At 69.7% G+C, this 25,920-nt stretch carries 27 protein-coding genes and 1 pseudogene; 17 read left to right on the top strand and 11 right to left on the bottom strand.

What is annotated here, in order from left to right; translation table 11 throughout:
• Positions 1-177: 177 nt before the first annotated feature.
• On the bottom strand, positions 178-723 hold the full coding sequence (locus AB0395_RS14845) for a LuxR C-terminal-related transcriptional regulator (protein ID WP_366280797.1): 546 nt from the start codon (positions 721-723) through the stop codon (positions 178-180).
• Positions 674-1,399 carry a DUF4386 domain-containing protein gene (locus AB0395_RS14840; RefSeq protein WP_366280796.1) on the bottom strand — a complete coding sequence of 242 codons (726 nt, stop codon included), beginning with the start codon at positions 1,397-1,399 and terminating at the stop codon, positions 674-676. The genes AB0395_RS14845 and AB0395_RS14840 overlap by 50 nt, the downstream gene beginning before the upstream one ends.
• 95 nt (positions 1,400-1,494) lie before the next feature.
• Between AB0395_RS14840 and AB0395_RS14835 the strand changes: the two genes are divergently transcribed.
• Positions 1,495-2,187, top strand: coding sequence for a TetR/AcrR family transcriptional regulator (locus AB0395_RS14835; RefSeq protein WP_366280794.1), 693 nt, complete (start codon positions 1,495-1,497; stop codon positions 2,185-2,187).
• A 114-nt stretch (positions 2,188-2,301) separates the two neighbouring features.
• Here the strand turns inward: AB0395_RS14835 and AB0395_RS14830 are convergent, their stop codons facing one another.
• The 3 genes from AB0395_RS14830 to AB0395_RS14820 all read right to left on the bottom strand — a co-directional run bounded on the left by AB0395_RS14830 (position 2,302) and on the right by AB0395_RS14820 (position 4,656).
• Positions 2,302-3,105, bottom strand: coding sequence for a hypothetical protein (locus AB0395_RS14830; protein ID WP_366280792.1), 804 nt, complete (start codon positions 3,103-3,105; stop codon positions 2,302-2,304).
• A 245-nt stretch (positions 3,106-3,350) separates the two neighbouring features.
• Positions 3,351-3,773, bottom strand: coding sequence for a hypothetical protein (locus AB0395_RS14825; RefSeq protein ID WP_366280791.1), 423 nt, complete (start codon positions 3,771-3,773; stop codon positions 3,351-3,353).
• Positions 3,774-3,960: 187 nt separating this feature from the next.
• Entirely contained in the window at positions 3,961-4,656 is a 696-nt protein-coding gene (locus AB0395_RS14820) for a carboxymuconolactone decarboxylase family protein (RefSeq protein ID WP_366280789.1), read from the bottom strand.
• Between the two features lie 72 nt (positions 4,657-4,728).
• Here AB0395_RS14820 and AB0395_RS14815 point away from each other — a divergent pair, with 72 nt between their 5' ends.
• Positions 4,729-5,412, top strand: coding sequence for a TetR/AcrR family transcriptional regulator (locus AB0395_RS14815; protein WP_366280788.1), 684 nt, complete (start codon positions 4,729-4,731; stop codon positions 5,410-5,412).
• 42 nt (positions 5,413-5,454) lie between these two features.
• Here the strand turns inward: AB0395_RS14815 and AB0395_RS14810 are convergent.
• Together AB0395_RS14810 and AB0395_RS14805 are read right to left on the bottom strand one after the other, a co-directional pair.
• A pseudogene (locus AB0395_RS14810) lies at positions 5,455-5,811 on the bottom strand (ATP-binding protein); the annotation flags it as partial.
• 23 nt (positions 5,812-5,834) lie between these two features.
• Positions 5,835-6,194, bottom strand: coding sequence for a hypothetical protein (locus AB0395_RS14805; protein WP_366280787.1), 360 nt, complete (start codon positions 6,192-6,194; stop codon positions 5,835-5,837).
• 251 nt (positions 6,195-6,445) lie between these two features.
• Between AB0395_RS14805 and AB0395_RS14800 the strand changes: the two genes are divergently transcribed.
• The 3 genes from AB0395_RS14800 (at position 6,446) to AB0395_RS14790 (ending at position 9,261) form a co-directional block, all read left to right on the top strand.
• Entirely contained in the window at positions 6,446-7,303 is an 858-nt protein-coding gene (locus AB0395_RS14800; RefSeq protein WP_366280785.1) for a helix-turn-helix transcriptional regulator, read from the top strand.
• Positions 7,303-7,539, top strand: a complete 237-nt coding sequence (locus AB0395_RS14795; protein WP_366280783.1) for a DUF397 domain-containing protein — start codon at positions 7,303-7,305, stop codon at positions 7,537-7,539. Before AB0395_RS14800 ends, AB0395_RS14795 begins: the two co-directional genes overlap by 1 nt.
• A 474-nt stretch (positions 7,540-8,013) precedes the next feature.
• The gene (locus tag AB0395_RS14790; protein ID WP_366280781.1) at positions 8,014-9,261 is read left to right on the top strand and encodes a glycosyltransferase; all 1,248 of its coding nucleotides are present in this window, start codon (positions 8,014-8,016) and stop codon (positions 9,259-9,261) included.
• A 19-nt stretch (positions 9,262-9,280) separates the two neighbouring features.
• On the opposite strand, the gene AB0395_RS14785 is transcribed toward AB0395_RS14790, so the two are convergent.
• Together AB0395_RS14785 and vanY-N are read right to left on the bottom strand one after the other, a co-directional pair.
• Entirely contained in the window at positions 9,281-10,519 is a 1,239-nt protein-coding gene (locus AB0395_RS14785; RefSeq protein WP_366280780.1) for a serine hydrolase domain-containing protein, read from the bottom strand.
• Between the two features lie 130 nt (positions 10,520-10,649).
• Complete coding sequence (gene vanY-N, locus AB0395_RS14780) at positions 10,650-11,306, bottom strand: D,D-peptidase/D,D-carboxypeptidase VanY-N (RefSeq protein WP_366280778.1); 657 nt, start codon at positions 11,304-11,306, stop codon at positions 10,650-10,652.
• A 178-nt stretch (positions 11,307-11,484) separates the two neighbouring features.
• Here vanY-N and AB0395_RS14775 point away from each other — a divergent pair, with 178 nt between their 5' ends.
• The 4 genes from AB0395_RS14775 (at position 11,485) to AB0395_RS14760 (ending at position 15,711) form a co-directional block, all read left to right on the top strand.
• On the top strand, positions 11,485-12,159 hold the full coding sequence (locus AB0395_RS14775; protein WP_366280776.1) for a response regulator transcription factor: 675 nt from the start codon (positions 11,485-11,487) through the stop codon (positions 12,157-12,159).
• An 8-nt stretch (positions 12,160-12,167) separates the two neighbouring features.
• Positions 12,168-13,694, top strand: coding sequence for a HAMP domain-containing sensor histidine kinase (locus AB0395_RS14770; protein ID WP_366280775.1), 1,527 nt, complete (start codon positions 12,168-12,170; stop codon positions 13,692-13,694).
• Positions 13,691-14,197: a hypothetical protein gene (locus AB0395_RS14765; protein ID WP_366280773.1), complete on the top strand. Its 507-nt coding sequence runs from the start codon at positions 13,691-13,693 to the stop codon at positions 14,195-14,197. Before AB0395_RS14770 ends, AB0395_RS14765 begins: the two co-directional genes overlap by 4 nt.
• A gap of 299 nt (positions 14,198-14,496) precedes the next feature.
• A complete protein-coding gene (locus AB0395_RS14760) occupies positions 14,497-15,711 on the top strand; it encodes a serine hydrolase domain-containing protein (protein ID WP_366280772.1) in 1,215 nt (404 codons plus the stop codon).
• 210 nt (positions 15,712-15,921) lie between these two features.
• Here AB0395_RS14760 and AB0395_RS14755 read toward each other — a convergent pair whose 3' ends face one another.
• Positions 15,922-17,766 (bottom strand): DUF3352 domain-containing protein, encoded by a 1,845-nt coding sequence (locus tag AB0395_RS14755; protein WP_366280771.1) that lies wholly within the window; start codon positions 17,764-17,766, stop codon positions 15,922-15,924.
• Between the two features lie 261 nt (positions 17,767-18,027).
• On the opposite strand from AB0395_RS14755, the gene AB0395_RS14750 reads away from it, so the two are divergent.
• The 3 genes from AB0395_RS14750 (at position 18,028) to AB0395_RS14740 (ending at position 20,597) form a co-directional block, all read left to right on the top strand.
• Entirely contained in the window at positions 18,028-18,819 is a 792-nt protein-coding gene (locus tag AB0395_RS14750) for a thioesterase family protein (RefSeq protein ID WP_366280769.1), read from the top strand.
• A 77-nt stretch (positions 18,820-18,896) separates the two neighbouring features.
• Positions 18,897-19,766, top strand: a complete 870-nt coding sequence (gene murI, locus AB0395_RS14745; RefSeq protein WP_366280768.1) for a glutamate racemase — start codon at positions 18,897-18,899, stop codon at positions 19,764-19,766.
• A gap of 75 nt (positions 19,767-19,841) precedes the next feature.
• Positions 19,842-20,597 (top strand): MBL fold metallo-hydrolase, encoded by a 756-nt coding sequence (locus tag AB0395_RS14740; protein ID WP_366280766.1) that lies wholly within the window; start codon positions 19,842-19,844, stop codon positions 20,595-20,597.
• Here the strand turns inward: AB0395_RS14740 and AB0395_RS14735 are convergent.
• On the bottom strand, positions 20,579-21,169 hold the full coding sequence (locus AB0395_RS14735) for a redoxin domain-containing protein (RefSeq protein WP_366280764.1): 591 nt from the start codon (positions 21,167-21,169) through the stop codon (positions 20,579-20,581). The two genes, AB0395_RS14740 and AB0395_RS14735, sit on opposite strands and share 19 nt — an antisense overlap.
• Positions 21,170-21,459: 290 nt before the next feature.
• Here AB0395_RS14735 and rph point away from each other — a divergent pair, with 290 nt between their 5' ends.
• The 5 genes from rph to AB0395_RS14710 all read left to right on the top strand — a co-directional run bounded on the left by rph (position 21,460) and on the right by AB0395_RS14710 (position 25,860).
• A complete protein-coding gene (gene rph / locus AB0395_RS14730; protein WP_366280762.1) occupies positions 21,460-22,176 on the top strand; it encodes a ribonuclease PH in 717 nt (238 codons plus the stop codon).
• Positions 22,173-22,805, top strand: a complete 633-nt coding sequence (locus AB0395_RS14725; RefSeq protein ID WP_366280761.1) for an XTP/dITP diphosphatase — start codon at positions 22,173-22,175, stop codon at positions 22,803-22,805. Before rph ends, AB0395_RS14725 begins: the two co-directional genes overlap by 4 nt.
• A gap of 67 nt (positions 22,806-22,872) precedes the next feature.
• On the top strand, positions 22,873-24,672 hold the full coding sequence (locus tag AB0395_RS14720) for a molybdopterin-dependent oxidoreductase (protein WP_366280760.1): 1,800 nt from the start codon (positions 22,873-22,875) through the stop codon (positions 24,670-24,672).
• Between the two features lie 172 nt (positions 24,673-24,844).
• The gene (locus tag AB0395_RS14715; protein ID WP_366280759.1) at positions 24,845-25,594 is read left to right on the top strand and encodes a toxin glutamine deamidase domain-containing protein; all 750 of its coding nucleotides are present in this window, start codon (positions 24,845-24,847) and stop codon (positions 25,592-25,594) included.
• Positions 25,591-25,860 (top strand): hypothetical protein, encoded by a 270-nt coding sequence (locus AB0395_RS14710; protein ID WP_366280758.1) that lies wholly within the window; start codon positions 25,591-25,593, stop codon positions 25,858-25,860. Before AB0395_RS14715 ends, AB0395_RS14710 begins: the two co-directional genes overlap by 4 nt.
• Positions 25,861-25,920: the final 60 nt, after the last annotated feature.

Raw genomic sequence — 25,920 nt, 5'->3', positions numbered from 1 at the left:
GGACTGAGGAGCGAAGGAGCGAAGCGGATGAGCGACGAGGGAAGACACCGGCACCGGGGGCGCCCAAGCCCGCGACGCCGCCAGGCGTCGCAAATGAGCAGGGAGCGAAGCGGATGAGCGACGAGGGAAGACACCGGCACTGGAGCGCCCAAGCCCGCGACGCCGCAGGCGGCGCCATCAGCTCGTGCTCATCACGGCCCCTCCCACCAGCCCGTACTTGATGGCCGTGACCACCGCGGCCGTGCGGTTGTTCGCACCGAGCTTCAGCAGAAGGCTGCTCACCAGGCGCTTCGCGCCGTGCTCCGAGATCCTCATGCGGGTGGCGATCTGCCGGTTGCTCAGCCCGTGGGCGAGGTGGGTCAGCGCCTCCTGCTCACGGAAGGTGAGCCGCGCGGAGCCGAACGCGAGGGCCGGGCCGCGGCTGATCAGCATCCGCCCGAGATCGGCGGGCAGCGGCATCTCCCCCGACGCGAGCTGTACCAGAGCCCGCTCGAGCGTGTCGGCCTTCAGCTTCTGCCGGACGAGGTAGCCGTCGGCAGGAGTGGCGGCGATGTCGAAGCCGACCGCGATCTCGTGCTCGTCGATCAGCAGCAGCGTCCTCGGGACAGGCTTGTCCTGGCTGTTCGCCGCGCCCGGGCGGGCCGCCGGGCGATCCGCCCCAGGGCGGGTCTCGTCAGGCGATGTGTGGCGCGAGGGATGCCGTGGCGGTGGGCGGCGGGTCACCGGCCAGTCCGTCGCGGTCTCGGCCCTGCCCGGTGGCGAACCCCTTCACGATGAGCAGTGCTCCCAGGGCGACCTCGAAGAGGCCCCCCGGCACCGCCAGAAACACGCCGACGCCATAGCCGAGGACGTCGAGAATCATCCCGGCCAGGAAGACGGCGTAGCCGACCAGTCCCCACACCGCCATGAAGCGGGGCACCAGCCGTGCGCGGAACAGCACGCGGCAGAACAGCATGCCGACGACTCCGGCCGAGATCATCGCGATCTGGTAGCAGTATCGGTTCCCCTCCTTCGCGATCCGTCCCAGCGCCGACAGAACCGAGGTGTCACCGGTGGCGTGGACGTACTCCTGGGCGAGCGGCCCCAGAAGCAGCAGGAAGACGATTCCGACGGCGAGCACCACCGCCTCGACCGTCCTGCCGGCCAGATACGCGTAGGCGGAGATCTCGCCGTGCGGTCTCAGCACGGGCAGCGTCAGCACTCCGATGCCGATGACGACGGCGGAGTTGACCAGCATCAGCAGGGCTCCCACTGACAGTCGCGTCTGGTCGTCCGCCACGGTGGACAGCGTGTCCGTGGCCTGCGGCTCGGCACCGGCCAGGGCGCCGCCCGCGATGTACACGACGAACGCCAGTAGGAACAGGGCTCCCACGATTCTTCCGATGGTTCTCGTCGACATGGCTTCTTTCCTCACAGGTGACCGGACGTGGTCATCGTACTTAGTACGAAGAAGGTATCGTACTAAGTACGGACGCGCTATCGCCGGGAGGTAAGGTGTCGAAGCCGATCAGCGGCGGCGCTCGGGACCGTGTTCCGCTCAGCCGTGAACGGGTGCTGCGCGCCGCCGTCGAGGTCGCCGACGCGGGAGGACTCGGGTCGCTGACGATCCGCTCACTCGCCCGCGAACTGGACGCCAAGCCCATGTCGGTCTACTACTACGTCTCCAACAAGGAGGAGATTCTCGACGGCATCGTCGATCTGGTCTTCGGTGAGATCGACCTGCCGTCACCCGGTGGCGACTGGCGCTCGGAGATGCGTCTGCGGGCGATCTCGGCCCGCCGGGTGCTGGGGCGCCATCCCTGGGCGATCGGGCTTTTGGAGTCACGGGCCACTCCCGGCCCCGCGACGCTACGACACCACGACCAGACCATCGGCACCCTGCGCGGGGCGGGCTTCTCGGTGGAGATGACCGCCCACGCCTGCGCCCTGCTCGACAGCTATGTGTACGGATTCGCGCTCCAGGAGGCCTCGCTGCCCTTCCAGGGCCCCGACACCGCCACCGAGGTCACCGAACCGATCATGCAGGGGTTCTCCCCCGGCGAGTACCCCCACCTCGTCGAGATGGCGACCGAGCACGTCCTGCGGCCCGGCTACGACTTCGGCGACGAGTTCGAGTTCGGGCTCGGCGCGATCCTCGACGCCCTCGCGGCGTGGCTCCCCGCCGATGGCGGCCGACGCCCATCCTGATCGCCACCGGAGAGTCCCAGGGCGTTCCGGAGAGTCGGAGGGGCGGAGAGTCCCAGGGTGTTCCGGAGAACACCGTCGCCTTCGGTGCCCGCCGTACCGATCAGCACGTCGTGATCAAGGAGTGCCCGTTTCCTCTGCGAGCGGGATGGCCCGCATCCGGGTGCGGAGGGAGTCGCTGAGATCCGCCTGGAGCAGCCCGTTGTCCGCCCCGGGGACACAACCGGTGAAGATCCAGACGTTCGCGGGCGGGCCGTCCGCGTAACGGAACAGGAGCCGGAACGACCGGTTTCCCACCCCCTCGATCTTCTGGCAGGTGTTGTCGCTCGGTCGGCTGGCCAGGGAGTTCAGGGCCTCGGTTAGAGTCTCGGCCGTCCTCCCGTCGAACTCCTGCCGGGGAGGTTCTCCGATGCGTCGGGAGGTTTGCCCGCACACCAGGACCGACACGGGACCGTCGGGCACCATCCGCCTGTCCTGGCCCCGGCGTCCGGTCGGCTGTTCCCGGCAGGGGTCGGCGGGCCGTACGGGCTCCCACCTTCCCGTCCGGTAGGCGGCGGCGATGTCCCGCCCGACGTAGGAGTGGCTGCTGACCGTGCCGTTCGTGGTCGTCACACAGGAGTTGACCTCCTCGGCACTGCCCACCCACAGGACGCTTCCGCCGGCGTAGACGAAGCGGATGAGGTAGTTCGTCATCGGCCCGCCCATCAGCGTGCACGGTCCCCCGTACGCGGCCGTGCCCGCAGGAAGGTAGTCCAGGTCGTGGGCCATCGCCCCGGCCCCACCCGCCAGGGTCCGGGATCCGGAGAGCCGCTCGCCGCCCGGCTGTGCGTTGTCCCCGGGGTAGGCGCAGATCATCGCCGCGACCGGCTCGCCGGGCACGAGTGACTTCTCGGCCCCGGCGACGTCGGTGACGCCGGGCACCCAGCCGCCCGGTGCGTCCCCGCCCCACCGCTGTGGGCACGATGGCGGCACGGACGCTGATCCGGCCACTGATCGTGAGACCAGCACAGTCGTGGCACACGTCACGATCACGGCCAGAGCGATCGAGATCGCGGGGAGACGCCTCACACCGGTGAAACGTCGCTTCCCCGTGATCGGTTCAACGTCGCGTGATCGGTTCAACCGGCTCCTGGCCGTCCCATGAACCGGACGATTCTCCTTCCGTATCAGACGTGGGTGACCAGGAGGGCCACTCCCGCCTCGCCGTCGCAGTCGACGAAGACGGGGCCGACTCCGCCCCCGATTTCAGAGGAGACGGTCCCCTTCGCCACAAATCCGTTCGGGTCGTCGTTGAGGATCTGGACGTTCTCCAGCGCGGTCACGCTGCCGTATCCGCTGGCTACCGCGCTGAGCTTCTTTCCGCCGCCGCAGTTACCGGTGATCGTCACCTCCTGGCCTGCCTTGGCGGGGTTGGGGCTGAGCTGGACGACCGCCCTGGCGCCCTGCGGCGGCTGCGGCGTGGCCGTCGCGGCGGTGACCTCGCCGGGCGTGTCGTCCCTGTCGCTGGCGAGCGCGCCGCTGCCTCCCAGGGCGAGCGTTCCGACGATCAGGCCCATTCCGGCGATCGCGGCGATCGTTCTCTTGTTCACGGTGCTCTCCTTTTAAGGGTTCTCGGTCCGTGTAGCTGAGGTGATCCCTGGTCGCGCGAGGATCTGCCCGGTGAGTAGCCCACCGGGTGGCCCAGGGTTCTCCGCTCGCGGGACTGTGATGTGGATCACTGTCGGCTGTGGGCCGGCGGTGCCCCCGTCTCACCAAGCCCCGGCGGGACCGGCCCGGTCAGGCGGAGACCGTTCCGGTCTCGGTGAGGAGCGCGTTGAGCACCCAGAGGCCGCGCCATGCCTTCGTCATGCCGAACTGGGCGGAGAACCGTACGACGGCACGAACCTCGTCGGGGGTGGCGCCCGTGCCGATGGCGCGCGTCACATGGGTGCGGAAGCTCTCCTCCAGCGTCTGGTACAGGACGTCGACGGTCATCGTCGCGAACGCGCGCTCACGAGGACTGATCCGCCGCATGCCCCCGCGCATGCGTGACTGCAGGTCCATGTAGTCGGCGAAAGGGGCGTCGAGGTCGCGTACGGCCTGCCGGATCGGCGCGGGGATCGGGCTTCCCGCATCGTCCAGATTCAGGGGGTGGCCCTGTCCCACGGGCCCTGCCAGGCCCCGTTCACGCTCGATGTCGACCAGGCGGACCAGTGCCGCCAGTGCCGCCGGGTAGCCGCTGTCGTAGGAGATGAAGCGGAGCAGCTCCCGGAGGTCGTCGGCGGAGAGGCCGTGTTCCGCCGCCATCGTCACGTGCGTCTCGAAGGGCAGCCCGAGGGTCTGCTGGCAGACGTCGGCGACGAGGCACAGCAGGATCTTCTCCCGCGTGGTCAGCTCCGGGATCCCCTCCCAGACCTCGCGGTCGGTGGCGGCGCTCATCTCCGCGAACACCGGGTCCAGCGCCTTCACCTGGGTCTCGGACGGAGAATTCATGACTTCCTCCTTGAGTGAACAGCTGTAGCGCTACGACTGTAGTGCAACGGTTGTCTCAATACAATGGCGGTCATGGACGCGACCTCATCCACCCCCCAGGACGACACCCGGGCATCCCGGGGCGGCACTCAGGCGCCCCAGGGCGACACCCGGGACCGCTCCCGGGGCCGCAACCCCCGAGGCCAGGGGGAACGGCTGCGAGAGGACATCGTCTCCGCCGCCCTGCGGATGCTGGACGAGCTCGGCGACGACCAGGCGTTGTCACTGCGCGCCGTGGCGCGCGAGGTCGGCATCGCCGCGACCTCCGTCTACATCCACTTCGCCGACCGGGACGCCCTCGTGCTCGCCGCCCTGGAGCGCTGCACCCACGACCTGGTGTGTTCTCTCGACGAGGTCGAGGTTGCCTCTGCCGACCCGGTGGCCGGGCTCCGCGCCCGGCTGCTGTTCCTCGGCACCTGGGTCCGCGAGCACGCGGGCCTCTACAAGGTGCTCCACGAGAGCACCCTCAACCAGCGGGCTGACATGTCGTTCAAGCGGGAGCTGGCCGAGCGCACCACCGTCGCGGTCCAGCGGTGTATGGACGCCGGGCTCGCCCCCGCCGACGACGCCGCGCTGGTCTCACTCGACCTGAGGTCGGCCGTCCACGGTTCCGTTTCCATGCGGGTCAACCAGCCCGACCTTCCCTGGCCCCCGCTGGAGGAGCAGATCGACCGCTTCCTCGCCAAGCTCGCCGGCGTCGCCCCCGCGTCTCTGTGACGTCGGGACCTCCTGGACTTCACGGCTCGCCAGCTGGAACCAGACCACGCGACCGGCCGTCGTCTCGTACCAGCCCCAGGCCGAGGACAGCTCCTGGACCAGCCACAGCCCGCGCCCGCCGCCGCTGTCGGGGCTCACATCGGAGGAGACGTACGGCCGCCGCCCGGCCGATCCGGCGTCGATGACCTCGATATGGAGCGTTCCATTATGGACGGAGGCGGCCACGACGACCCGCCCTCCGGGGGCGCGGCCGGAGTCGGAGTGGCGTACGGAGTTCGTGACGAGTTCGCTGACCAGCAACAGCGCGTCGTCGGCCTGGGGGTGGCCGACGCCGTTCAGCAGGTCGCGGACGTAGCGGCGGGCGCGGGGGACGGCCGCGTCCTCCGCGGGCAGGTCCACCTGCCCCAGCAGCCCCAGTGCCCTCACCGCGCCGCTCCCGGAATCCGAACCGCTTCCGGAATCCGTGCCGTTTCCAGGATCCGCGCCGCTCTCAGGACCCGCTCGGAGACCTCCCGCCCCCGTGGCCAGATGGCCCCGCCCTGCCCTCGATCCCGGCCTTGCCGTTCCCGCCGGCTCCACCCGCGCCATCGGTTCCGGACGAAGGCCGAGGCGCGGCCCCGCCGCACGCCCCAGCCCTCCGGCCGCTCCGAGGGGGCGAAGATCTCCAGGCTCGGCGGTCCACCGGGAGGAAACCTGACCGTGGAGTCGAACCCCAACTCGTCCAACTCCCACGCCAGCCTCACCAGATAGCCACCCCACCCTTCCTGGGTGTTCGCTCTCATCTGCCGTCCATCCCCTAATGAACTTCGAAGCTGTTCGTCGCCAGCCTTGGCCGTCTTGTCGTGGCGTCTTCGTCGTCAGGAACAGGACGGAACGAGCGACGTGGCTTCCGGTGGCGGCGGTACCCTCCACCCGCCGGAAGGCACATGCTGAATTTGCACCTGCAAAAGTGAACCTGCAAGCACTTTGCCACAATCGGTCAAAGATTCACTACGATGCGTGCACGGACAGATAGGTAGAGGGAGGGAGACTCTTGGCTGGCTTCTCGCCGACGGTCCGCCACCGTCGGTTGCTACAAGAGCTGCGACGACTCCGGGGCGAGGCCGGTCTCAAGCAGGAGGAAGTGGCCGCTCACATGGACTGGTCCACGTCCAGGATGACCAAGGTGGAGGGAGGGACGCTGCGGATCTCCGTCAACGATGTCCGCGCCATGCTCCAGCTCTACGGGCTTCGCGAGGGAGCCAAATACGAAGCACTCCTTCAGCTGGCGAAACAGGCGAAGGAGCGAGGATGGTGGCACGCTTACAACGACGTCATCCCGCAGTGGTTCCAGGTCTACGTAGGACTCGAAGCGGAGGCGTCGTCGCTTCGGAACTACGAGCCTGAGCTTGTCCACGGTCTCCTGCAGACCGAAGACTACGCTCGCGCCATCTATCAGGCGGCACAGGTGACTGATGCACCTGACGAGATAGAGCGTCACGTCAGCTTGCGAATGGCCCGCCAAGGCGTCCTCACTCGATCCGAACGGCCCATGCATCTCTGGGCGATCATGAATGAGGCCGCTCTGCGCCGCCGCGTCGGTGGCGCGCAGGTGATGAAAAAGCAGCTCAGGCACCTTGTGGATATCTCGGCTCAGCCAAACGTGACCCTTCAGGTTCTGCCGTACGCGGTGGGTGCCCATGCTGCGATGCTCGGATCGTTCGCCATCCTGTCCTTCTCCGAAGGAGAGAACGAGGTCGCCTATGTGGAGTACGTGACCGGCAGCCTTTATCTGGAGAAGCCCGAAGAACTAAGGGCGTATACGCTGACATATGACCATTTGCGCGCTTCGGCTCTTGATCCACGGGAGTCAGTTGCCATGATCGCGAAGTTCGCCGAAGAAGATCTCTAGTGCGGAAAGAAGGGATTTGGGTGTCCCATAAAGAGCTGTCCGGGGCCGTCTGGCGCAAGAGCACACTCAGCGGTGGGAATGGTGGCAGTTGTGTTGAGGTCGCCTCGCTGGCCAGTGGACGTGTCGGTGTTCGTGACAGCAAGGACCGAAGCGGTCCCGCGTTGATCTTCACTTCTTCTCAGTGGCGCGCCTTCATCGGAGACATCAAGAACGGCGACTTCGAAGAGTCGGCCTGATCAACCGAGCGGCCATGCCCGGGTCCTCATCATGTGAACCGGCGGCGGGAACAGTCAGAGAGGCGCTCGCGGGACGGAACTTGTCAAGCTTGGTGAGACACGGTCACTTCAGTTGTTCTGTGTCTGCTTCTCCCGTTTGTCTGGGTCGTTGATCCACGCTGGCGTCGCCCGCTCCCGAGTTCGATGTCATTGCCCGTGTTCGGCAGCTCAAGCCTGACGACAGCCGCCGCGCCGAACTCGACCGGTGTCTCGCGAACTGCTGGGCGATCCCTTATGGGAGTCGTCTCCCAGGCGGGAGGGGCTACCTACTGGGCGGCGAAGCAATAAAAAAGGGCAAGGGGGATATCCGCTCCTTGCCACTACCAACATATAGCGCATAGGGGGCCTTGCCACAAGGCCCCGGTCATACCGCACAATCACCCCTCGACGCCGGAACGTACGGAAAGTGGGGGCTGCGGAATGCACGTTGTGTTGATGACCTACGGGTCGCGCGGGGACGTCGAGCCGATGCTGGGGCTGGCGCTGCAGCTACAGGCTCTCGGCGCCGAGGTGCGGGTGTGCGCGCCGCCGGACTTCGCGGAGCTGCTGGACAGTGTCGACGTGCCACTGACTCCCGTCGGCTGGCCGATCCGCGCGCTGGCGACGGGGGCGGTCCCCGGCAAGGCGCAGGCGGGCCTGTCCGACATCGCCGCCGAGCTGACCGCCATGGCCTACGAGGCGGTCGTCGCGGTGGCCGAGGGCTGCGCCGCAGTGGTGGCCACCGGCTCGTTCCCGGCCGTGGCCGGTGCGCGGGCGGCGGCCGAGAAGCTGGGCGTGCCCTATGTGTTCACGTCCTTGTCCCCGTGCTACCTGCCGTCGCCGCACCACCCGCCTCGCCCCTGGCCGGGCCAGGTGATCCCCGCGGAGGTGACCGACAACCGGGAGCTGTGGGACCTCAACGCCGAGCACAAGAACGCGCTGTTCGGCGACATGATCAATGCCCACCGGATCTCGATCGGCCTGCCGCCGGTGGACGGCATCCGCGACCATGTCTTCACCGATCACCCGTTCCTCGCGGTTGACCCGGTCCTGGGGCCGTGGCAGGAGACGGCGGAGCTCGACGTGGCGCAGACCGGCGCATGGATCCGGATGGACGAGCGCCCGCTTCCGGGTGACCTGGAGGCGTTCCTGGCCGCCGGTGCAGAGCCGGTGTACGTGGGCTTCGGCAGCATGCCGATGCGAGGCGCGAACGCCCAGGACCTCTCCCGGGCCGTCATCGAAGCGGTCCGGACACAGGGTCGCCGCGTTCTGCTCGGGAGTGGCTGGGCCGACCTGGCCCGGATCGATGACCGGGATGACTGCTTCGTCGTCGGCGAGGTCAACCAGCAGGCGCTGTTCCGTCGGGTGGCCGCGGTTGTGCACCACGGCGGCGCGGGCACCACGACGACGGCGGCCCGTGCCGGGGCACCGCAGGTGCTGGTGCCCCAGGTCGCGGACCAGCCGTACTGGGCGGGCCGGGTATCCGAGCTGGGCATCGGCACGGGACACGACGGTCCGACGCCGACCGCCGAGTCGCTGTCGGCCGTACTCAAGATCGCCCTGGCCCCCGAGACCGGTGCCCGCGCGGCCGTCGTGGCCGAGACGGTCCGCACCGACGGGGCGGAGCTGGCCGCGAAGCTTCTGCTCGACAAGATCGGCCGGAGCGCGTCTGGCACGCCGGGCTCAGGAGATCCCTTCTCTTAGTGTCAGCCGCCGGACCACCTCAGCCACCCCCGCCGCCGGGCGAACCCCCGGTGACGGCCTGTATCTCCCGCTGGATGATCTCCCGGAACGGCACGCGGTCGCAGTTGCTGAGGATGACGCCGACCCAGCCGGTGTACGGGTAGATGTTCCAGCTGGCGGCGCTGCCGGGGTTGACGCCGGCGCGCCCGATCACCCACTGGCCGTTGACGATGCTGGTCGGCATCGTGTAAGCCCCGAACGAGTGCTCCCCGTGGGGAATCTTGGCCCCGGTGAGCACCTCGGCCCAGGGGCGCTCCAGCACCGTGCCGTCGCCCAGCGCGTGCGCGAACAACCGGACCAGATCCGGCGCGGTGGCGAAGCCGCCGTCCCCGGGGGCATCGATGAAGAGGCGGCCCGGGTTCTTGCCTAGTTGGTACGGGTCCGGGCTGCCCTTGTCCAGGTTGCGGACGGCGTCCACCACGCTGCCGTCGGCCTGCCGCATGTACGAGTGTGCGATGTGCTCGTCGGTGAGCCACTGCGGTCTGGTGTAGAACGCCGTGCCGGTCATGCCGCAGCGCCCGAAGATGTGTTCCTCGACGTAGTTCCAGTACGTCTTGCCGGTTACGGCCTCCACGATCAGCGCGGGGATGGCGACCTCGGAGCCGGCGTGATCGGTGGGAGTGCCGGGGGGAGCCACCTGCTTCGACTGCCGGGCCCACTGCTCGTAGAACTCGTGCACCTCTTCCCGGCTCTGGAAGATGCGTTGCAGGTCCTCCTCCGGGGAGTTCAGCCCGGAGGTGCCGGAGAGCAGGTGGTGGATGGTCACCTGCTCGGCGATCTCCTTGGCGAAGCCCGTCAGGTAGGTGCCCACCGTGTCCGACAGCTTCACCTTGCCCTGCTGCGCCAGCTGCAAGATGGCCACCGCGCCGAACGGCTTGCCCGCCGAGCTGAGGTTGAACGCGACGCCCTTGTGGTTGGGGATCCCCTTCTCCCTGTCGGCCATGCCGTAGCTGCGGGACAGCACGGTCCGGCCCCGGTGCGACAGCAGCACCACGCCGGAGAACTTGTCCTCGGCGGCCAGCTTCGCCACGTACCGGTCGTAGGCCCCGCCGGGCCGGGTGTCCGGCGGGATTGCGTCGGGGGCGGTTGGGGCCGGGGCGGCGTGGCCGGGCTGGGCGCCCACCGGCGGCGCACCGGCCGCCACCACGCCGGCGGCCGCCAACCCGCCCCACCCGAGCAGCCGCCGCCGGTCGATACCACGTACGGAATCCGAGTCCATGATCACGGTCCTTTCCCGATCGTCAGACTGACTGTTGATGCGCTGTGGTCCATGCCTTCGCTGAAGACGGAGGACTGTTGCGGTGGCGTATGCGACTTTCGATACGCCCGCGATGCACCGAACCCCGGCATCACGGGACTGGCGCAAGCCGGCGGTGAGGGGATCCTGCCGCTGCGATCGCGGCAGCCCGGCTACTGCAGGTGCTGGACGACTCGTCCATCTGGTCTCCGTTCTCGATGACGTGGCCCACGCCGGGGTGGGGTAGTCGTCGTGGTGGCATGCCACCGCTGTCTGGGCGGTGCTCGAAGTGCCACCATTCGTTGTCGTAGATGCGGTAGAGGTCGTAGCGGGCGCCGTGTTCCTCGAGCCAGCGCGCGCCTTCGCGGGGGCGCACGTCCAGCGCGATGCCCTTGACGTGGCTGGATTGCGCCGGTGGTAGCACGAGCATTCGTGCCAGGGCCGGGGAGCCGGAGCGGCGCACCTCCTCGTCGAACATCCGTTGCTGGACAACGGGATCGCGGTATCCCGAGGTGAGGCCGATGAGCTGGCCGTGACGCCAGAGCGCCTCGGTGCGCGCCGCGGTGAACGCCGCCAGGGCGCCGTCGGTGAGCCCGGTGAGGTCCTCGGCGGGAAATCGCATCCGCAACGCCCAGCGGCAGGCCAGTTCGCGGGCGCGGCCGGGATGCCGGGCGAACGCCGCGGGCAGTAGGAGAACGGCGAGTGCCAGCGTGGCCGCGGCGAACAGCCGGTCACGAGGCCGAGGTGGGAGGGTGTGTGGTTCGTTCATGGCGACTACGATTGGCGCCGAATGTGCGTGCTTTGTCCGCCGTTTGTCACCGTTTCTCGACGGTGGCGACCGTGACACAACCATGACATGGCACTGACGAGGCGGGGACACGGCCGGCCGACAGTGGATGAGGTTGACCGGCGGGCGAGGTACGGAGCGTGCTGTGAAACTCGGTGGCGTGTCGCGAGTGTTGTTGATCGAGGATGACCCGGCCGTGCGGGAGGGCCTTGAGCTGGCCTTGACCCGGCATGGGTACCGGGTGAGCGCGGTGGAGTCCGGCGAGCAGGGGCTGGACCGGCTGCGTATGGACCTTCCCGACGTCGTCGTGCTCGATCTGATGTTGCCTGGCATGGACGGGTTCGAGGTCTGCCGCCGCATCCGGGCCGCCAGGGAGGTACCGATCATCATGCTGACGGCGCGCGGTGATGACATCGACGTGGTGGCCGGGTTGGAGGCGGGCGCCGACGACTACGTGGTCAAGCCGGTGCGGCCCAGGGTGCTCGAGGCACGCATTCGCGCGGTGCTCCGGCGGATCGGCCGGGATCAGGCGGAGCTGGAGCGGTACGGGAACCTGACCATCGATCGGGCCGGGCTGGTGGTCGCCAAGTGCGGCGTGCCGGTCGGCCTCACCCCGACCGAGCGGCGCCTGCTGCTCGAGCTGTCCGGCACGCCGGGCCGGGTGCACAGCCGCCAGCAGCTGTTGGAGTCGGTGTGGGAGCACGGGTATTTCGGCGACTCGCGTCTCGTGGACGCGTGCGTGCAGCGGTTACGCGCGAAGATCGAGGACGACTCGGCGGCGCCCGTCTACGTGCAGACGGTACGTGGGTTCGGGTACCGGTTCGGGCCGGTGTGAAGCGGCCGATGGCACCTCGGCCGAGCCTGGGGCTGCGTGCCCGGCTGTTGTTCGCGTTCGCACTGCTGTGCGTGGTCACCGCGGCGGCGGTGGCCGGCGGGAGCTACCTCGAGGCCCGCATCGCCATCCTGCAGCGGACCCAGGATGCCACGGTGCAGGCGATGAAAAGCCGCCTGCAGGCGCTCTACCCGTTGCGGAGTGCGACGCCGGGCCCTGCCGAGCTCGGCGACATCGCCGCCGCCGTGCCCGACCAGAACAGCGTGGAATTTGCGGTCGCCGTCTACCGCGAGATGCACTCGCCGGTCGCTCCGCCGGGGCCCGGGAGGCAGGGCGGGAGGGCGCTGGCCCCGCCGGGACCAGGGAGGCCGGGCGGGAGGGTGCTGGCCCCGGATCTCGGGGTGATTTCCCCGAAGTTGCGGCGGGTGGTGGCCGACGGCAAGATCGCGTGGCAACGCGTGGTGTGGCAGGGCGTGCCCTGGCTGATCATCGGCGCGCCGTTGCTGATCGCCGAGCCGGACGGCACGGCGCGGGTATCGGGTATCGAGGTCTACGCCGCACGCAGCCTGCTTGCCGAACAGCGCAGCATCGACGAGCTCGCCGCACGCGCCTGGCTCACCGGCGGGGTGGCCCTGGCGTTCGCGATCGTCCTGGCGTTGCTGGCCACCCGGGGTGTGCTGCGCCCGGTGCGCGAGCTCGGCCGGGCGGCACGCCTGCTGGGCGAGGGCGAGCTGCGGACCAGGATCGTGGTGCGCGGCTCCGACGAGCTGGCCGAGGTGGCACACACGTTCAACAACACCGCCGCGGAGCTGGAACGGCACGTCACGCAGCTGCGCGAGATGGAGGCCGACGCGCGCCGGTTCGTGGCCGACGTGTCCCACGAGCTGCGCACCCCGCTGGCCGCGCTCGCCGCGGTCGCCGACGTCCTGGACGAGGAGGCGGCCGGGCTGCCCGAGCCCGCCGGCAGGGCCGCCCGGCTGGTCAGCCAGGAGACGCTCAACCTCACCGCTCTGGTGAACGACCTCATCGAGATCAGCAGGTTCGACTCCGGTGTGGCGGCCCTCGCGCTGAACGAGATCGACGTGGCCGAGCTGGTGCGCGCGACCCTGCGGGCCCGGGGCTGGTCGGAGCCGGTGCACACCGAGCTTCCACCCGCGGTGACGGCACGGCTGGACCCGCGCCGAGTGGACGTCATCCTCGCGAACATGGTCGGCAACGCCCTGCGGCACGGCGAGCCACCGGTGTCGGTACGGCTGTCTGCCGACCCGCACTGGATCGCTCTCGAGGTTCGCGACCACGGCCCAGGGCTGGACGAAGCGGTGCTGCCGCACGTGTTCGACCGGTTCTACAAGGCCAATGCGGCCAGGGCCAGGTCCGAGGGCAGCGGCCTCGGCCTCGCCATCGCGCGGGAGAACGCGCGCCTGCATCAAGGCGACCTCACCGTCACCAACGCCCCGGACGGCGGCGCCATCTTCACGTTGCGCCTGCCACGCCGAGCACACGATCCGGTACCCGATCTGGACGGGGGCCCCGAGTGAGGACCGGGCTCGCCCGCCGCGTGCTCGCCGCGGGCCTCGTATCGCTCGTCGCCGTGGCCGGCTGCGGCGTGCAACCCAGCGACGCCATCTCCGCCGGCGACCCGCCGAGCGGAGCCGTCGCACCAACCGTCGGACCAACCGTCGCACCAGCCATGAAGATCACCCTCTACCTGGTGAAGAACGGCCGGCTCAGCGCGGTAACGCGGCCCGGTCGTGGACTGTCCCAAGCGGACACGCTCGCACTGCTGGCAGCCGGACCCACCGCGACGGAACAGGCACACGGACTCACCACCGACGTCCCACCCGGCGCCGACCCGTTCTCGGTGACCGCCAAGCCGACCGGCCGCTTGGTGGTGACCCTGTCCACTCCGGCCGGCGAACTGTCCACACTGGCCGTCGCGCAGATCGTGTGCACGGCCGCCGCCACGGTGCTGGAAAGCCCTGCCCAGATCACCGTCGCCGGTGCTGGGCAGAGCGTCCGCCTCCGGAACTGCCCGGGGTAACGGTAGCGACCTGTCCACTACTTCGGGCAGATCGCCGTGGTCTTGGTGCCGAATACGCGCGTTGTCTGCCGCATGTCGCGGTTTCTCGACGACGGCCACCGTCGGCGCGGCCGTGACACAAACAAGACATGGCGCGGACGAAGCGAGGATACGGCCAGCCGACAGTGGACGGGGTTGACGGCGGCCGAGGTACGGAGGCGTCGCCCTCATCAAGCAGGGCGAGATGAGCCGGCCGGAGCTGCTGTGACCGTCCGTCAGGCAGAAAGCCACAGCGAAGATGATCATGAAAAGGGGAAGGCGTGACCAATAACGGAGAATGGAACCGGCGTTCGCTGCTCCGGGGCGCCGCGGGTGTCGCCGGTGCCGCCATTGTGATGATGGCCCATGCCGGGCCTGCCGCCGCCGCCCCGGCGCAGGTCGGGACCGTGCAGAAGGCGATGGAGGAGCTGGCCAGGGTTCCCGGGGTTGTGGGGGCCGTCGGCGGGGCCTACGTCGATGGGAGATCCATCGGGCTGGGCAGCGCGGGCTCCCGGTTGCTGGGCGGCAGGGGCGGGAGGATACCCGCGAACGCTCGCTTCCGGATCGGGTCACAGACCAAGGAGATGGTGGCCACCGTGGTGCTGCAACTGGTCAAGGAGGGCAGGTTGGGCGTGGATGACAAGCTCGGCGACCTGCTGCCGACGGTGGCGAATGAGGATCTGGTGACGCGGGCCGACGAGATCACGGTACGGCAGATGCTCCGGCATACCTCCGGCATTCCCGACTGGTACGCCGACGAGCCAAACCCGGACGGGAGCGAGGGAGACGTCTCGTTCGACGTGTTCGACTTCACGACCCACTATCAGCCGCTCGATCTGGTGAAGTGGAGCCGCGGCCGGCCCCGGACCGGGGAACCGGGCGAGAAGTACTCCTACTCCAACACCAACTACACCCTCCTCGGCATGATCATTGAGAGGTTGACCGGCCACGACCTGGCCACCGAGCTGCACAGGCACCTGTTCGGCCCGCTCGGGATGACCAAGACCTACCTTCCCGTCAAGCCGCCGGAGGGCATCAAGGGGCCGCACGGCCACGGCTACTACCCCGACGCCAACGGCAGGCTGCGCGATGTGGATCAGTTCAACGCCGGCTTCGGCGGAGCGGCCGGAGGGGTGGTCTCCACCGCGCACGACGTGAGCGTCTTCAAACGGGCGTTCACCCAGGGCAAGCTGCTGCCGCCGGCACTCCAGCGAGTCCTGACCGACCGGCTGCCCAGTGACCCGCCCCCGGGCGAAGGCGGCCCCGGCTTCTGCGACGGCAAACTCGACGCCTTCGTCATGGGTGGGACCACCGCCGGCTACCTCGCCATGACCTTCTTCACAAAAGACGGCCACCTCCAGTTCTCGATGTCGGCCACCCTGAGCGTCAAGGACATCAGCGAGCCGGCCGAAGCCATGTTCAAGGCCATGGAGACCGTCTTCTGCCCATTATCGTCAGCGGCGGCTCCGGGCACCTCCGCCCGCCTCAGAGGCTGAAGGCGAGGGTGTCCGGTTCCGGGGGCTGCCTCCGGTGCTCGCCCAGCCGCGCCGGTCTCCGCCGTACTCCGCGAAGAGCCGGCCGCTCGTGTGGGACCACGGAGAGGGATCTCGACCGGACAAGGCGGGCGTTCCGGAGAACGCCCGCCCGTCGTGGTTCGGTGGGACTCTCGCTCGGCCGAGTGGATCACCCGGCCGGGTGAGGGGTCATTAGTTGAGCACCAGCCGGAGGGAGAAGGTGGCGTCGGGGCCCGTCTGGGTTCCGCTGATGCCGACGGCCTTCAGCACCTGGAGGTTGGCCTTCTCCTCGCCCTGCAGGTTCTGCAGGTAGAGCTTCTCGATCTTGTCGAGGTCGACGTAGGCGGCGAAGGTCGCCTTGTCGGCGTCGGGGACCGCGAGCTTGAAGCCCTCGTCGTCGCCGAGGCCGCCGTCCTTGGCCAGCTCGGCGGCGTACTCCTGGGAGCTGGCCAGCACGAAGGTGCCGTCTCCCGGGACCTTGGCGAGCTGCGGAACGGCGGTGCCGGAGTCGGCGAGGAACTTCTCGACCTTGCCGACGACCTCCTGGGCCTTGGCCGGGTCGGTGGTGATGCGCGCGCCGAACTTCGGCTGGTTGCCGTCCAGGCCGTTCGCGTCCAGGGCCAGGGTCAGGTTCTTACCGAGCAGCGTCGTCAGGTCGTCGGGGAGCTTCAGGCCGTACGTCTGCTGGGCCTGGTCGGCGAACTGCTGGAAACCGGCGCCGCTCTGGTCGGCGGACTTCAGGATCTGGGTCCACTGCTTGCCGACGATGTCGCCGAGGCCGGAGAACGAGACGGCCGCGGCGGTCGAGGCCGGGAGTGCGCCGATCTTGGAAACCTCAGGCTGGCCCATGTCCAGGTTCTGCGCGCCACGGGTGACGCCGGCCAGCTCGACGTAGTCGCCGTCGAAGCGCAGCGCGCCCGCGACCCTGACGTTCTTGATCTGTGCGAGCGCCTCGGGGTTCTGGGCGGCCAGCTCGGGGGCGAAACCGGCGACCCTGCCCGCGTCGACCCAGAAGGAGAGCACGCCGGTCTCGCCGAGGGCGTTCAGGTCGTCGGAGAAGTTGGCGTTGTCGGACAGCGGCGCGGCCTTGACGGCCTGGTCGGCCTGGTCCTGGGTCTCGGCGAGCAGCGCGTAGTCCTCGCGGAACGCGATGCCGTACTTGCCGCCGTTCATCAGCTTGGCGATCCCGGCCTTCGCCTTGGTCTCGTCGGTGACCTGCACGGCTACGACGAATCCCGGCTCGCCGCCGGTCTTGGCCGGGGCGAGTACGGCGACGCCGACGCGGTCCCCGAGCCACGGCTCGACGTCGGTGGCGTAGTTCACCTTCTCCAGGTTCCCGCTGTCCTGCTTGAGCAGGTCGAAGAGCGCCTTGCGCGGGTCGTCGCCGCTGAAGGAGGACTTGGTGACGCTGAACTTCCTGGCGATGCTGAACAGTGCGAGCTTCTGGTTCGCGGCCGGGTCGAGGTCGAGACGCACATAGCCGAGCGCGTCACCGGGCAGCACGTCGTGCGGCTGGGTGCCGCCACCGCTCAGCAGGCTGACCGCGAAGGCGCCGCCACCGCCGACGAGGGCGACGACCAGTGCGGCGATCACCGCGATCAGCCAGCCCTTGCCCTTCTTCGCGGGCGGGGCGGGCGGCTGTCCCGAGCCGAGGAAGTCGGGGCCCTGCTGCTGCCAGCTCGGCTGCTGGCCGTAGTTCTGCTGGTAGCCGGCGGGCTGAGGGTAGGCGGCCTGCTGCCCGTAGGCCTGCTGCGGGTAGCCAGGCTGGACCTGCTGCCCGTAGTTCTGCTGCGGGTAGCCCCCCTGCTGAGGAGCGGCCTGCTGGCCGTAGTTCTGCGGGTAGCCGGCGGGCTGCGGGTAGCCGGGCTGGGCCTGCTGCTGGTAACCCCCCGCGCTGGGCTGCGGGTATCCAGGCTGGCCCTGCTGCTGGTAACCGCCCTCCTGGGGATACCCCTGGGACTGCGGCCGATAGGCGATCGTCCGGTCGGGCTCTTGACCCGGAGTGGGCGGCTGGTTGGGGGGATTGTTGGCAGGCATGCTCACTCACAGTGTGGACTTCGTGGATACCCGAAAAGTTAGTGCACATCGGTAGCAATCCGCTTGCAGCAAACTAACCAGGCTGTTGTTCCGTCTAATGCGACCATCCGGCGAGGCGGTACGCGTGTCGCATGGGGCGACACGGACGTTCGGCATCGGTGAAATGCGCAATATGCCGGAAGTGTGAAGGTGGCAGATCCGGAATATAGTTCGGGTGGTCGGGGGCGTCGTGAAGCCCCACTGGTGACGGCGAGGGTGTGAATGACGAAGTTCGACGAGGCGACGCGGGCGGTGCGGGTGGACGAGAACACCTATGACGTGCACCTGGATCCCGGATACGCCGTCGGAGGACCGCTCAACGGCGGCTACCTGATGGCCGTGCTCCTGCGCGCCGTCATGGACGCCTCCCCGCACGAGCATCCCGTGACCACCAGCGCGCAGTTCCTGCGGGCCGTCACTCCCGGCCCGGCCCGGGTCAGGCTTGAGCAGCTCAAGGCGGGCCGGACCGCGGCGATGACCCGGGCGACCCTGGTCCAGGACGGCACCGCGTTCATCGAGACCCTCGTCACGACCGCGACGCTGAACGACGTCGCCCCCGACTGGACGGACGGTCCCTCGGCCGTCATGCCGCCCATCGAACAGTGCCTCATGCTGCCCGCCCCCGCACCCGAGTCGGGCCTGACCCTCAACGCGCGGATGGAGCTGGCCTTCGACCCGCCGACCATCGGCTGGCTCCACGGCAACCCCACGGGACGCCCCGAGACCCGCGCCTACTTCCGGCTGGCCGAGCCGAAGGATCCCGACCCCTACGTGCTGGCGATGGCCGTGGACGTCCTTCCGCCGGTCGTCTTCTCCGCGGGCGCCCGTGGCTGGGCTCCCACCGTCGACCTCACCTGGCACCTGCGCGCCCTGCCCGCCCCCGGCTGGCTCACCCTGCTCGGCAGCGGCCGGATGATCGGCGACGGCTGGTTCGACGAGGAGGTCGAGGTCTGGGACTCCGCCGGTCGCCTGGTCGCCCAGTCTCGGCAGCTCGCCCGGGTGGGACGCGGCTGATCCTTTCGTCATGATTGATCGTGTTGTGAGGATTCTTACCGTGAGTCGTCGTCCCAGGTCGCCTAACCTTGGGAACCGTGTCGCAAGCAAGCATTGGAATCTTTGACAGCGGTGTCGGCGGCCTGACGGTGGCCAGGGCGATCATCGACCAGCTGCCCAGTGAGTCGATCTTCTACGTGGCCGACACGGCGCGGCAGCCGTACGGTCCCAAGACCATCGCGCAGGTCCGCGCCTACGCGCTGGAGGTGATGGACCACCTCGTCGAGCACGACGTCAAGATGCTGGTGATCGCGTGCAACAGCGCCAGCGCGGCGGTGTTGCGGGACGCGCGTGAGCGCTACGACGTGCCGGTCGTCGAGGTCATCCAGCCCGCGACGCGCCGGGCCGTACAGGCGACCCGCAACGGCAGGGTCGGGGTGATCGGGACCAGGGCCACGATCGAGTCGATGGCCTACCAGGACGCGTTCGCCGCCGCGCCCGACGTCAGGCTGACCGGGGTGGCCGCGCCCCGCCTGGTGGAGTTCGTCGAGCGGGGGGAGACGACGAGCGAGGAACTGATCGAAGCCATCCGTGGATACCTGGAACCGGTGCTGCGCGACGGATGCGACACGCTGATCCTGGGCTGCACTCACTATCCGCTGCTCACCGGGCCGATCTCCTACGTCGCGGGAGACGGTGTCACGCTGGTTTCCAGCGCTGACGAGACGGCCAAGGACGTCTACCGCATCCTGCACGACCGGGGCCTGGCCGCGACCGGGGGCGTCCCCAGGCACAGGTTCGCCACCACCGGTGACACCGACCTCTTCGCACGGCTCGGCCAGCGCTTCCTCGGCCCCGAGATCCAGGCCGTCGAGCTTGCGGCGGTCGGAGACGCCCTCGGCGACGGTTGCGCCCCGCTCGGGCGCCCCGCCGCGAACGGCCTCGGAGCACGGGAGCCCGTCGTGTGACCCCGCGCGCCGACGGCGGCGTGAGACGCGTGACACAGAGAACACAAAGTGACAAGTAGCAAGTAGGAGGCCGCCGTGAAACTGACGATCATCGGATGCTCCGGGAGCTTTCCTGGCCCTGACAGCCCCGCCTCCTGCTACCTGCTGGAGGCCGAGGGGTTCCGGATGCTGCTGGACTTCGGCAACGGCGCGCTGGGCGCGCTCCAGCGGCACATCGGCCTCTACGACGTGGATGCGATCTGCCTGTCCCATCTGCACGCCGACCACTGCCTTGACATCTGTCCCTACCACGTGGTGCGCACCTACTCCCCGGAGGGGCCGTTCCCCCGTGTTCCGGTCTACGCGCCCGCCGGCGCGCCCCACCGCCTCGCCGCCGCCTACGGCATGTCCGACGAGCCAGGGCTGGAGACGGCCTTCGACTTCGTACGGCTGGCGCCCGGCGTCTTCGAGGTCGGCCCGTTCGAGGTGACGGCCGCGCCGGTGAACCACCCGGTCGAGACCTACGGGTTCCGTGTCTCGTACGGCGGGCGTTCCGTGGCCTACTCCGGTGACACGGGGGAGTCGGCCGAGTTGGTCAAGCTCGCCTCCGGGGCGGACGTGTTCCTGTGCGAGGCCTCCTTCCTGGACGAGCCCGACCTCCCCGTCGACCTGCACCTGACGGGCCGTCAGGCCGCCGAGCACGCGGCCAGGGCGGGCGTGGGCACGCTGGTGCTGACCCACCTCGTGCCCTGGTACGACCCCGGGCGGATCCTTGACGACGCCTCGCGAGGCGGCTTCGGGGGGCGGGTCGAGCTCGCGCGGAGCGGGGCTACCTACGACCTGGGCGAGTAAGTCCCGTCGGGTCCCTCCCGGCCGGACAGGAACCGGGGCGACGAGGCGCGGCCGGTGACGCGCAGCTCTCCGTCTGTCCGCTCGACGCGGTAGAACGCCGGCGGCGTCGTCGCGCGGAGGGCGGTGGTCACGGCGTCGTCGCTCCACTCCAGGACGACCTGTGACACCGCGCCGAGCCGTCTGGCGAGCGCCTCGGTCGCGGAGTCGCCGATCGGCCACTGCGGGTTGTGGCCGTCGTAGGAGATCACGGAGATCACGTTCGTCCCCGCGGCGCGCAGCGTTCTGGCGACCTCGGCGAATTCGGGGAGCACCTGCTCGCACAGGGGACATCCCGCGGTGAAGAACCCCAGCACGGTCGGCCGGTCGAACTCCCATGAAAAGATCGGCTCCCCGTCCACGGTGTGGGCGCCGAACTCCGGGACACGGAACCCGATCGGCAGGAGGGGGCCGGGAGATTCGCATTCCGCGCCGCCCCCCTTTCTGGGGGCGGTGCTCGTGATGTGTGCGGTGAGCACGAAGTTAGCGATCATGACGATGCTCAGTGATGCCGCGAAGATGTACAGGATGTTCATCGCGTCACTCGATTCAGGGGGGTCCGGTGTTCGACGCCCTACAAGCGTGCCGATTCGCGATTGCGACGTTGTTGATGTTCTCTGCGCGGTTGTTGATCATTTCCGCACGCTGTACTCCCGCATGACGTACTCGGGGCGGTACGGGGCAGGGCGGGCGCTCGACGGAGGAGACCGCCGCGGCATGCCGACAACACCGGCGGACCACCGGGGAGGCACCGGCCAGGGCCGCCGGCCGGGTACCTCCCCGGTCACCGTCCGAACACCGGGCCTCCTCGTCTAGGGTGAGGTCCATGGCTCGCGCAGATGGACGTTCTCCCGATCAGCTTCGCCCCGTCACCATCACCCGTGGCTGGCTTGCCCACGCAGAGGGGTCGGTGCTCGTCGAATTCGGCGGCACCAGGGTGTTGTGTGCCGCCTCCGTGCAGGACAGCGTGCCGCGCTGGCGCAGGGGGAGCGGCCAGGGCTGGGTCACCGCCGAGTACGCCATGCTGCCCCGGGCCACGAACACCCGTAACGACCGTGAGTCGGTGCGCGGCAGGATCGGCGGCAGGACGCATGAGATCTCCCGCCTGATCGGCCGCTCGCTGCGGGCCTGCGTCGACTACAAGGTTCTCGGCGAGAACTCGATCGTCATCGACTGCGACGTGCTCCAGGCCGATGGCGGCACCCGTACCGCCGCGATCACCGGTGCCTACGTGGCGCTGGCCGACGCGGTGCGGTGGATGCGCGAGCGGAAGATGTGCAACGGCGATCCGCTGATCAACTCCGTTGCGGCGGTCTCGGTCGGCGTCGTCGGCTCGACGCCGCTGCTCGACCTCTGCTACACCGAGGACGTCGCGGCCGAGACCGACATGAACGTGGTGATGACCGGGTCCGGCGAGTTCGTCGAGGTTCAGGGCACCGCCGAGGGCAAGCCGTTCAACCGGGCCGCGCTGGACGAGCTGCTCGACCTCGGCGCCGCCGGGTGCGCGGAGCTGACCCGCCTGCAGCACGAGGTGCTGGCGTGAGCGCCGCCCGCCCTGAGGGTGTGACCGCGAACAGGCTGGTCCTGGCCACCAGGAACGCCGGGAAGATCACCGAGCTTCGCCAGATCCTGGCCGACGCCTCGGTGCCGGTCGAGATCGTCGGCCTCGAGGATTTCCCCGAGATCGGCGACGTTCCCGAGACCGGCCTGACCTTTGCCGAGAACGCCCTGTTGAAGGCCAACGCGGTCGCCAGGCAGTCGGGCCTGCCCGCGATCGCCGACGACTCGGGCCTGTGCGTGGACGCGCTGAACGGCATGCCGGGCATCTTCTCCGCCCGCTGGGCGGGCAAGCACGGTGACGACGAGGCGAACCTGGAGCTTCTGCTTGCCCAGGTGTCCGACGTACCGAAGGAGCACCGGGGCGCCCACTTCGCGTGCGTGGCAGCACTGGCGCTGCCGTCCGGTGAGGAGCGGGTGGCCGAGGGCGCGATGCACGGTGTCATCGTCGAGGTGCCACGCGGCACCAACGGCTTCGGCTACGACCCGATCTTCGTGCCCGAGGGCGAGATCCGGACCACGGCCGAACTCCCGGCGGAGGAGAAGAACGCCATCAGCCACCGAGGCCGCGCCTTCCGCGCCCTCGCCCCCATCATCGCCGAAGTACTCGGCTGACCCCGTCCCGGCGTTCGTAATCGGCGCGTAAGAATCGGCCCCGCTCCCCAGGCGTAACGTCTGAAGCATGGAGAGCAACAGGCGCGTGCCCATGTGGGCGGCGGCGCTGATCGGTCTGGTCACCGGCGCGGTCGCGGTCGGGATTTCCCTGCTGGTCGCGGGGGTGGTGAAGGCGTCAGCGTTCCCCGTCCTCGCGGTCGGCAACGCCACCGTCGACCTCGCCCCCGCGGGGGCGAAGGAGTTCGCGATCCGGACCTTCGGCGAGAACGACAAGAACGTCCTGGTCGCGGGCATCCTTGTGGTCCTCACCGTGATCGCCGCCGCTCTCGGCCTCCTGGCCGTCCGGAACATCCGGTACGGCTTCGCGGGGCTGGCCGCCTTCGGCGTCGTCGGTGTCCTGGCCGCCCTGACCCGCCCCGACGCCGGTCTCGCGGACGCCGTTCCCACGCTGGCCGGTGTGGCCGCCGCCATGGTCGCCCTCCGGCTCCTGGTCAGGCGGGCACTGCCCGCCCCGGCCGCTCCACCCGCTGGCGCCACCGCCGCGCCCGCCGCTCCTGCCACCCCAGGTGTTCTCGGTGCTCCCGTCGCCTCCGACGTGCCGGTCGGTGAGGAGGCGGGAGCGGAAGCGGGCACGGCGGCCGTGGAGCCCGTCTCCGGCGCGGAGCCTCCGCAGGGTACGGCTGCCACACCCGCCGCGCCGGGCTCGCCCGGTACGGCGGAGCCGTCCGGAGCGGAGACCGGAGAACGGCACGAGCCCTCGCTGCCACCCGTCATGCGGACGGGGGAGGATCTTCACGCGTTCGACCGGCGCAAGCTGCTGATCGGAGCGCTCGGCGGCATCGCCGTAGCCGGGGCGAGCGGCGTGGTCGGGCAGATGCTGTCCGGGCGCTCCGCGGTGAGCGCGGCCAGGATCGGCCTCACGTTGCCCAGGGCCGCCGTTCCCGCCCGGCCGATTCCCGCGGGCGCCGACCTGAGGATCAGCGGGCTGTCGCCGTTCGTCACCCCCAACCACGACTTCTACCGGGTCGACACCGCCCTCGTGCTGCCCCAGGTCGACCCCCGCGCCTGGACCCTGAAGATCCACGGCATGGTGGACAGACCCGTCGAGCTGACCCTCGCCGACCTGATGAAGCGGCCCGTCATCGAGGCCGACGTCACGCTGTGCTGCGTCTCCAACGACATCGGCGGCCCGTACATCGGCAACGCCCGCTGGCTGGGAGTCAGCCTGGCCGGGGTGCTCCGTGACGCGGGCGTGCACAGGGACGCGGACATGCTGCTCAGCACCTCGACCGACGGCTGGACCTCGGGCACCCCGGTCGACGTCGTGCTCGACGGCCGCAACGCGCTGCTGGCCTTCGCGATGAACGGCGAGGCGCTCCCCGTCGAGCACGGCTTCCCGGTCCGCCAGGTCATCCCCGGCCTCTACGGCTATGTCTCGGCCACCAAGTGGGTCACGGACATCAAGGTCACCCGCTTCGACCGGGACGAGGCCTACTGGACTCCCAGGGGCTGGTCGCCCAAGGGCCCGATCAAGACCGAGTCGCGTATCGACCTGCCGCGGGACGGTGCCAGCCTCCCGGCGGGCCGTACGGTGATCGCGGGTGTCGCCTGGGCGCAGCACAAGGGGATCGACGCGGTCGAGGTCCGGATCGACCAGGGGCCGTGGCGCCAGGCCAGGCTCGCGGCAGCGCCGACCGCCGACACCTGGCGGCAGTGGGTGGTCGACGACTGGGACGCCACGCCGGGCGAGCACACCATCGCGGTACGGGCGACCGACGCCACCGGCTACACCCAGACCGAGGAACGCGCCCCGGTCGGTCCCGACGGCGCCACCGGCTGGCACACCATCGACGTCCAGGTCGCCTGACCGTTCGCTCCCGTGTGACCCCGCCCCGCCGGAGCGGCGCCCCGGCGTTCCGGGGGTCGGGCCCGCCTCGCGGGGATCGAGGTGAGGGCGTTCCCCGATCTGGTCAACTCGCCCGCGCCGCGCGGAGGATCCCCTTAGCATCGGGCCGCGACACGAGGTCGAGGGGGACCGGGTGACTCAGGTGTTTTTGCCCGCGGGGGTCTACAACCCCGTGGTGACCGCCGACGGGCAGCGGTGGCGGGACTTCGAGCTGGAGCATCAGGCGTCGGCCGTCGTGGCGGCGCCCCGGGAGCCGGAGCGGGGGCCGTGGCGGCCGCTCCGGCTGGACAGGTGCAGGCCGTACGGCGCGGGGGGAGGGCTGGCGCGGCCGGACCCGCAGATCCAGGAGGACATGGTCCGGGCCGTGCCGATGACAGGCCAGGGGGTGCCCAGGCGCTTTCCCGACCCGCGGGGCATGTGGATCAGGCTGATCAACGGCGCGGGGGACGCCGACGACCCGTTCCGGGCGACCAACTCGATGGACTGCGCGCTCGCCGTGCTGTCCACCTGGTACGGCGCGCCGACGGCCGCCGCGCCCAGGCGGCCCGAGTACGACCGGAGCGGCAGGCCGTTGCTCACCGGTGAGGCGGGCGGGGTCGCCCGGGCCGAACGGTGGCTCGGGCAGCGCTTCCAGTACGTCGGGCAGGGGAGGCAGGCCTACCTCCCGATCGGGCAGGTGCTGCTGGCGGGGGGACACGGCGCCGCGGCGATCATCGTCAACCGCTGGCCCGCGGGCGGCAGCCACGCCTGGAACGCGGTGAACGCCGCCGGAGAGGTGATCTGGATCGACGCGCAGCATGGTCACATGGCGGTCGAGCCGCTCTACGAGTCGGTGACCGGTGTCTTCTGCGTGGTGATCGACGGGGAGGGGCGGAGGCTGTGAACCTCGACCAGGCCAGGGCGGTCGCGGAAGACTACTTCAACGGGGTCCGGAGCTCAGGCTCCGCCATAGAAATCCGGATTTATGCCTTCAAGGAGGGCTATGTCGCTTGGGTGAAGGAGCCCGAGCCCGACGACCCCGGCGTGCTGCCGGACACGGTCGGCGGCGGATGCGTGGTGATCGACAAGACCATCGGGGAGATCGCCATCAGGCCCCTTCTCACCCCGGAGGCCGTCGCGGACCAGTGGCCGGGACACCGCCCCAGATAGCCGTGCGGCGGGCAGCCGTACCGGGCAGCCGTAGGAGCGTGCGAGACACTCGTGTCACCG

This window comes from Streptosporangium sp. NPDC051023, from assembly GCF_040689595.1.
Classification (GTDB): domain Bacteria; phylum Actinomycetota; class Actinomycetes; order Streptosporangiales; family Streptosporangiaceae; genus Streptosporangium.
This window is presented reverse-complemented; position numbering and strand designations above follow the sequence as displayed.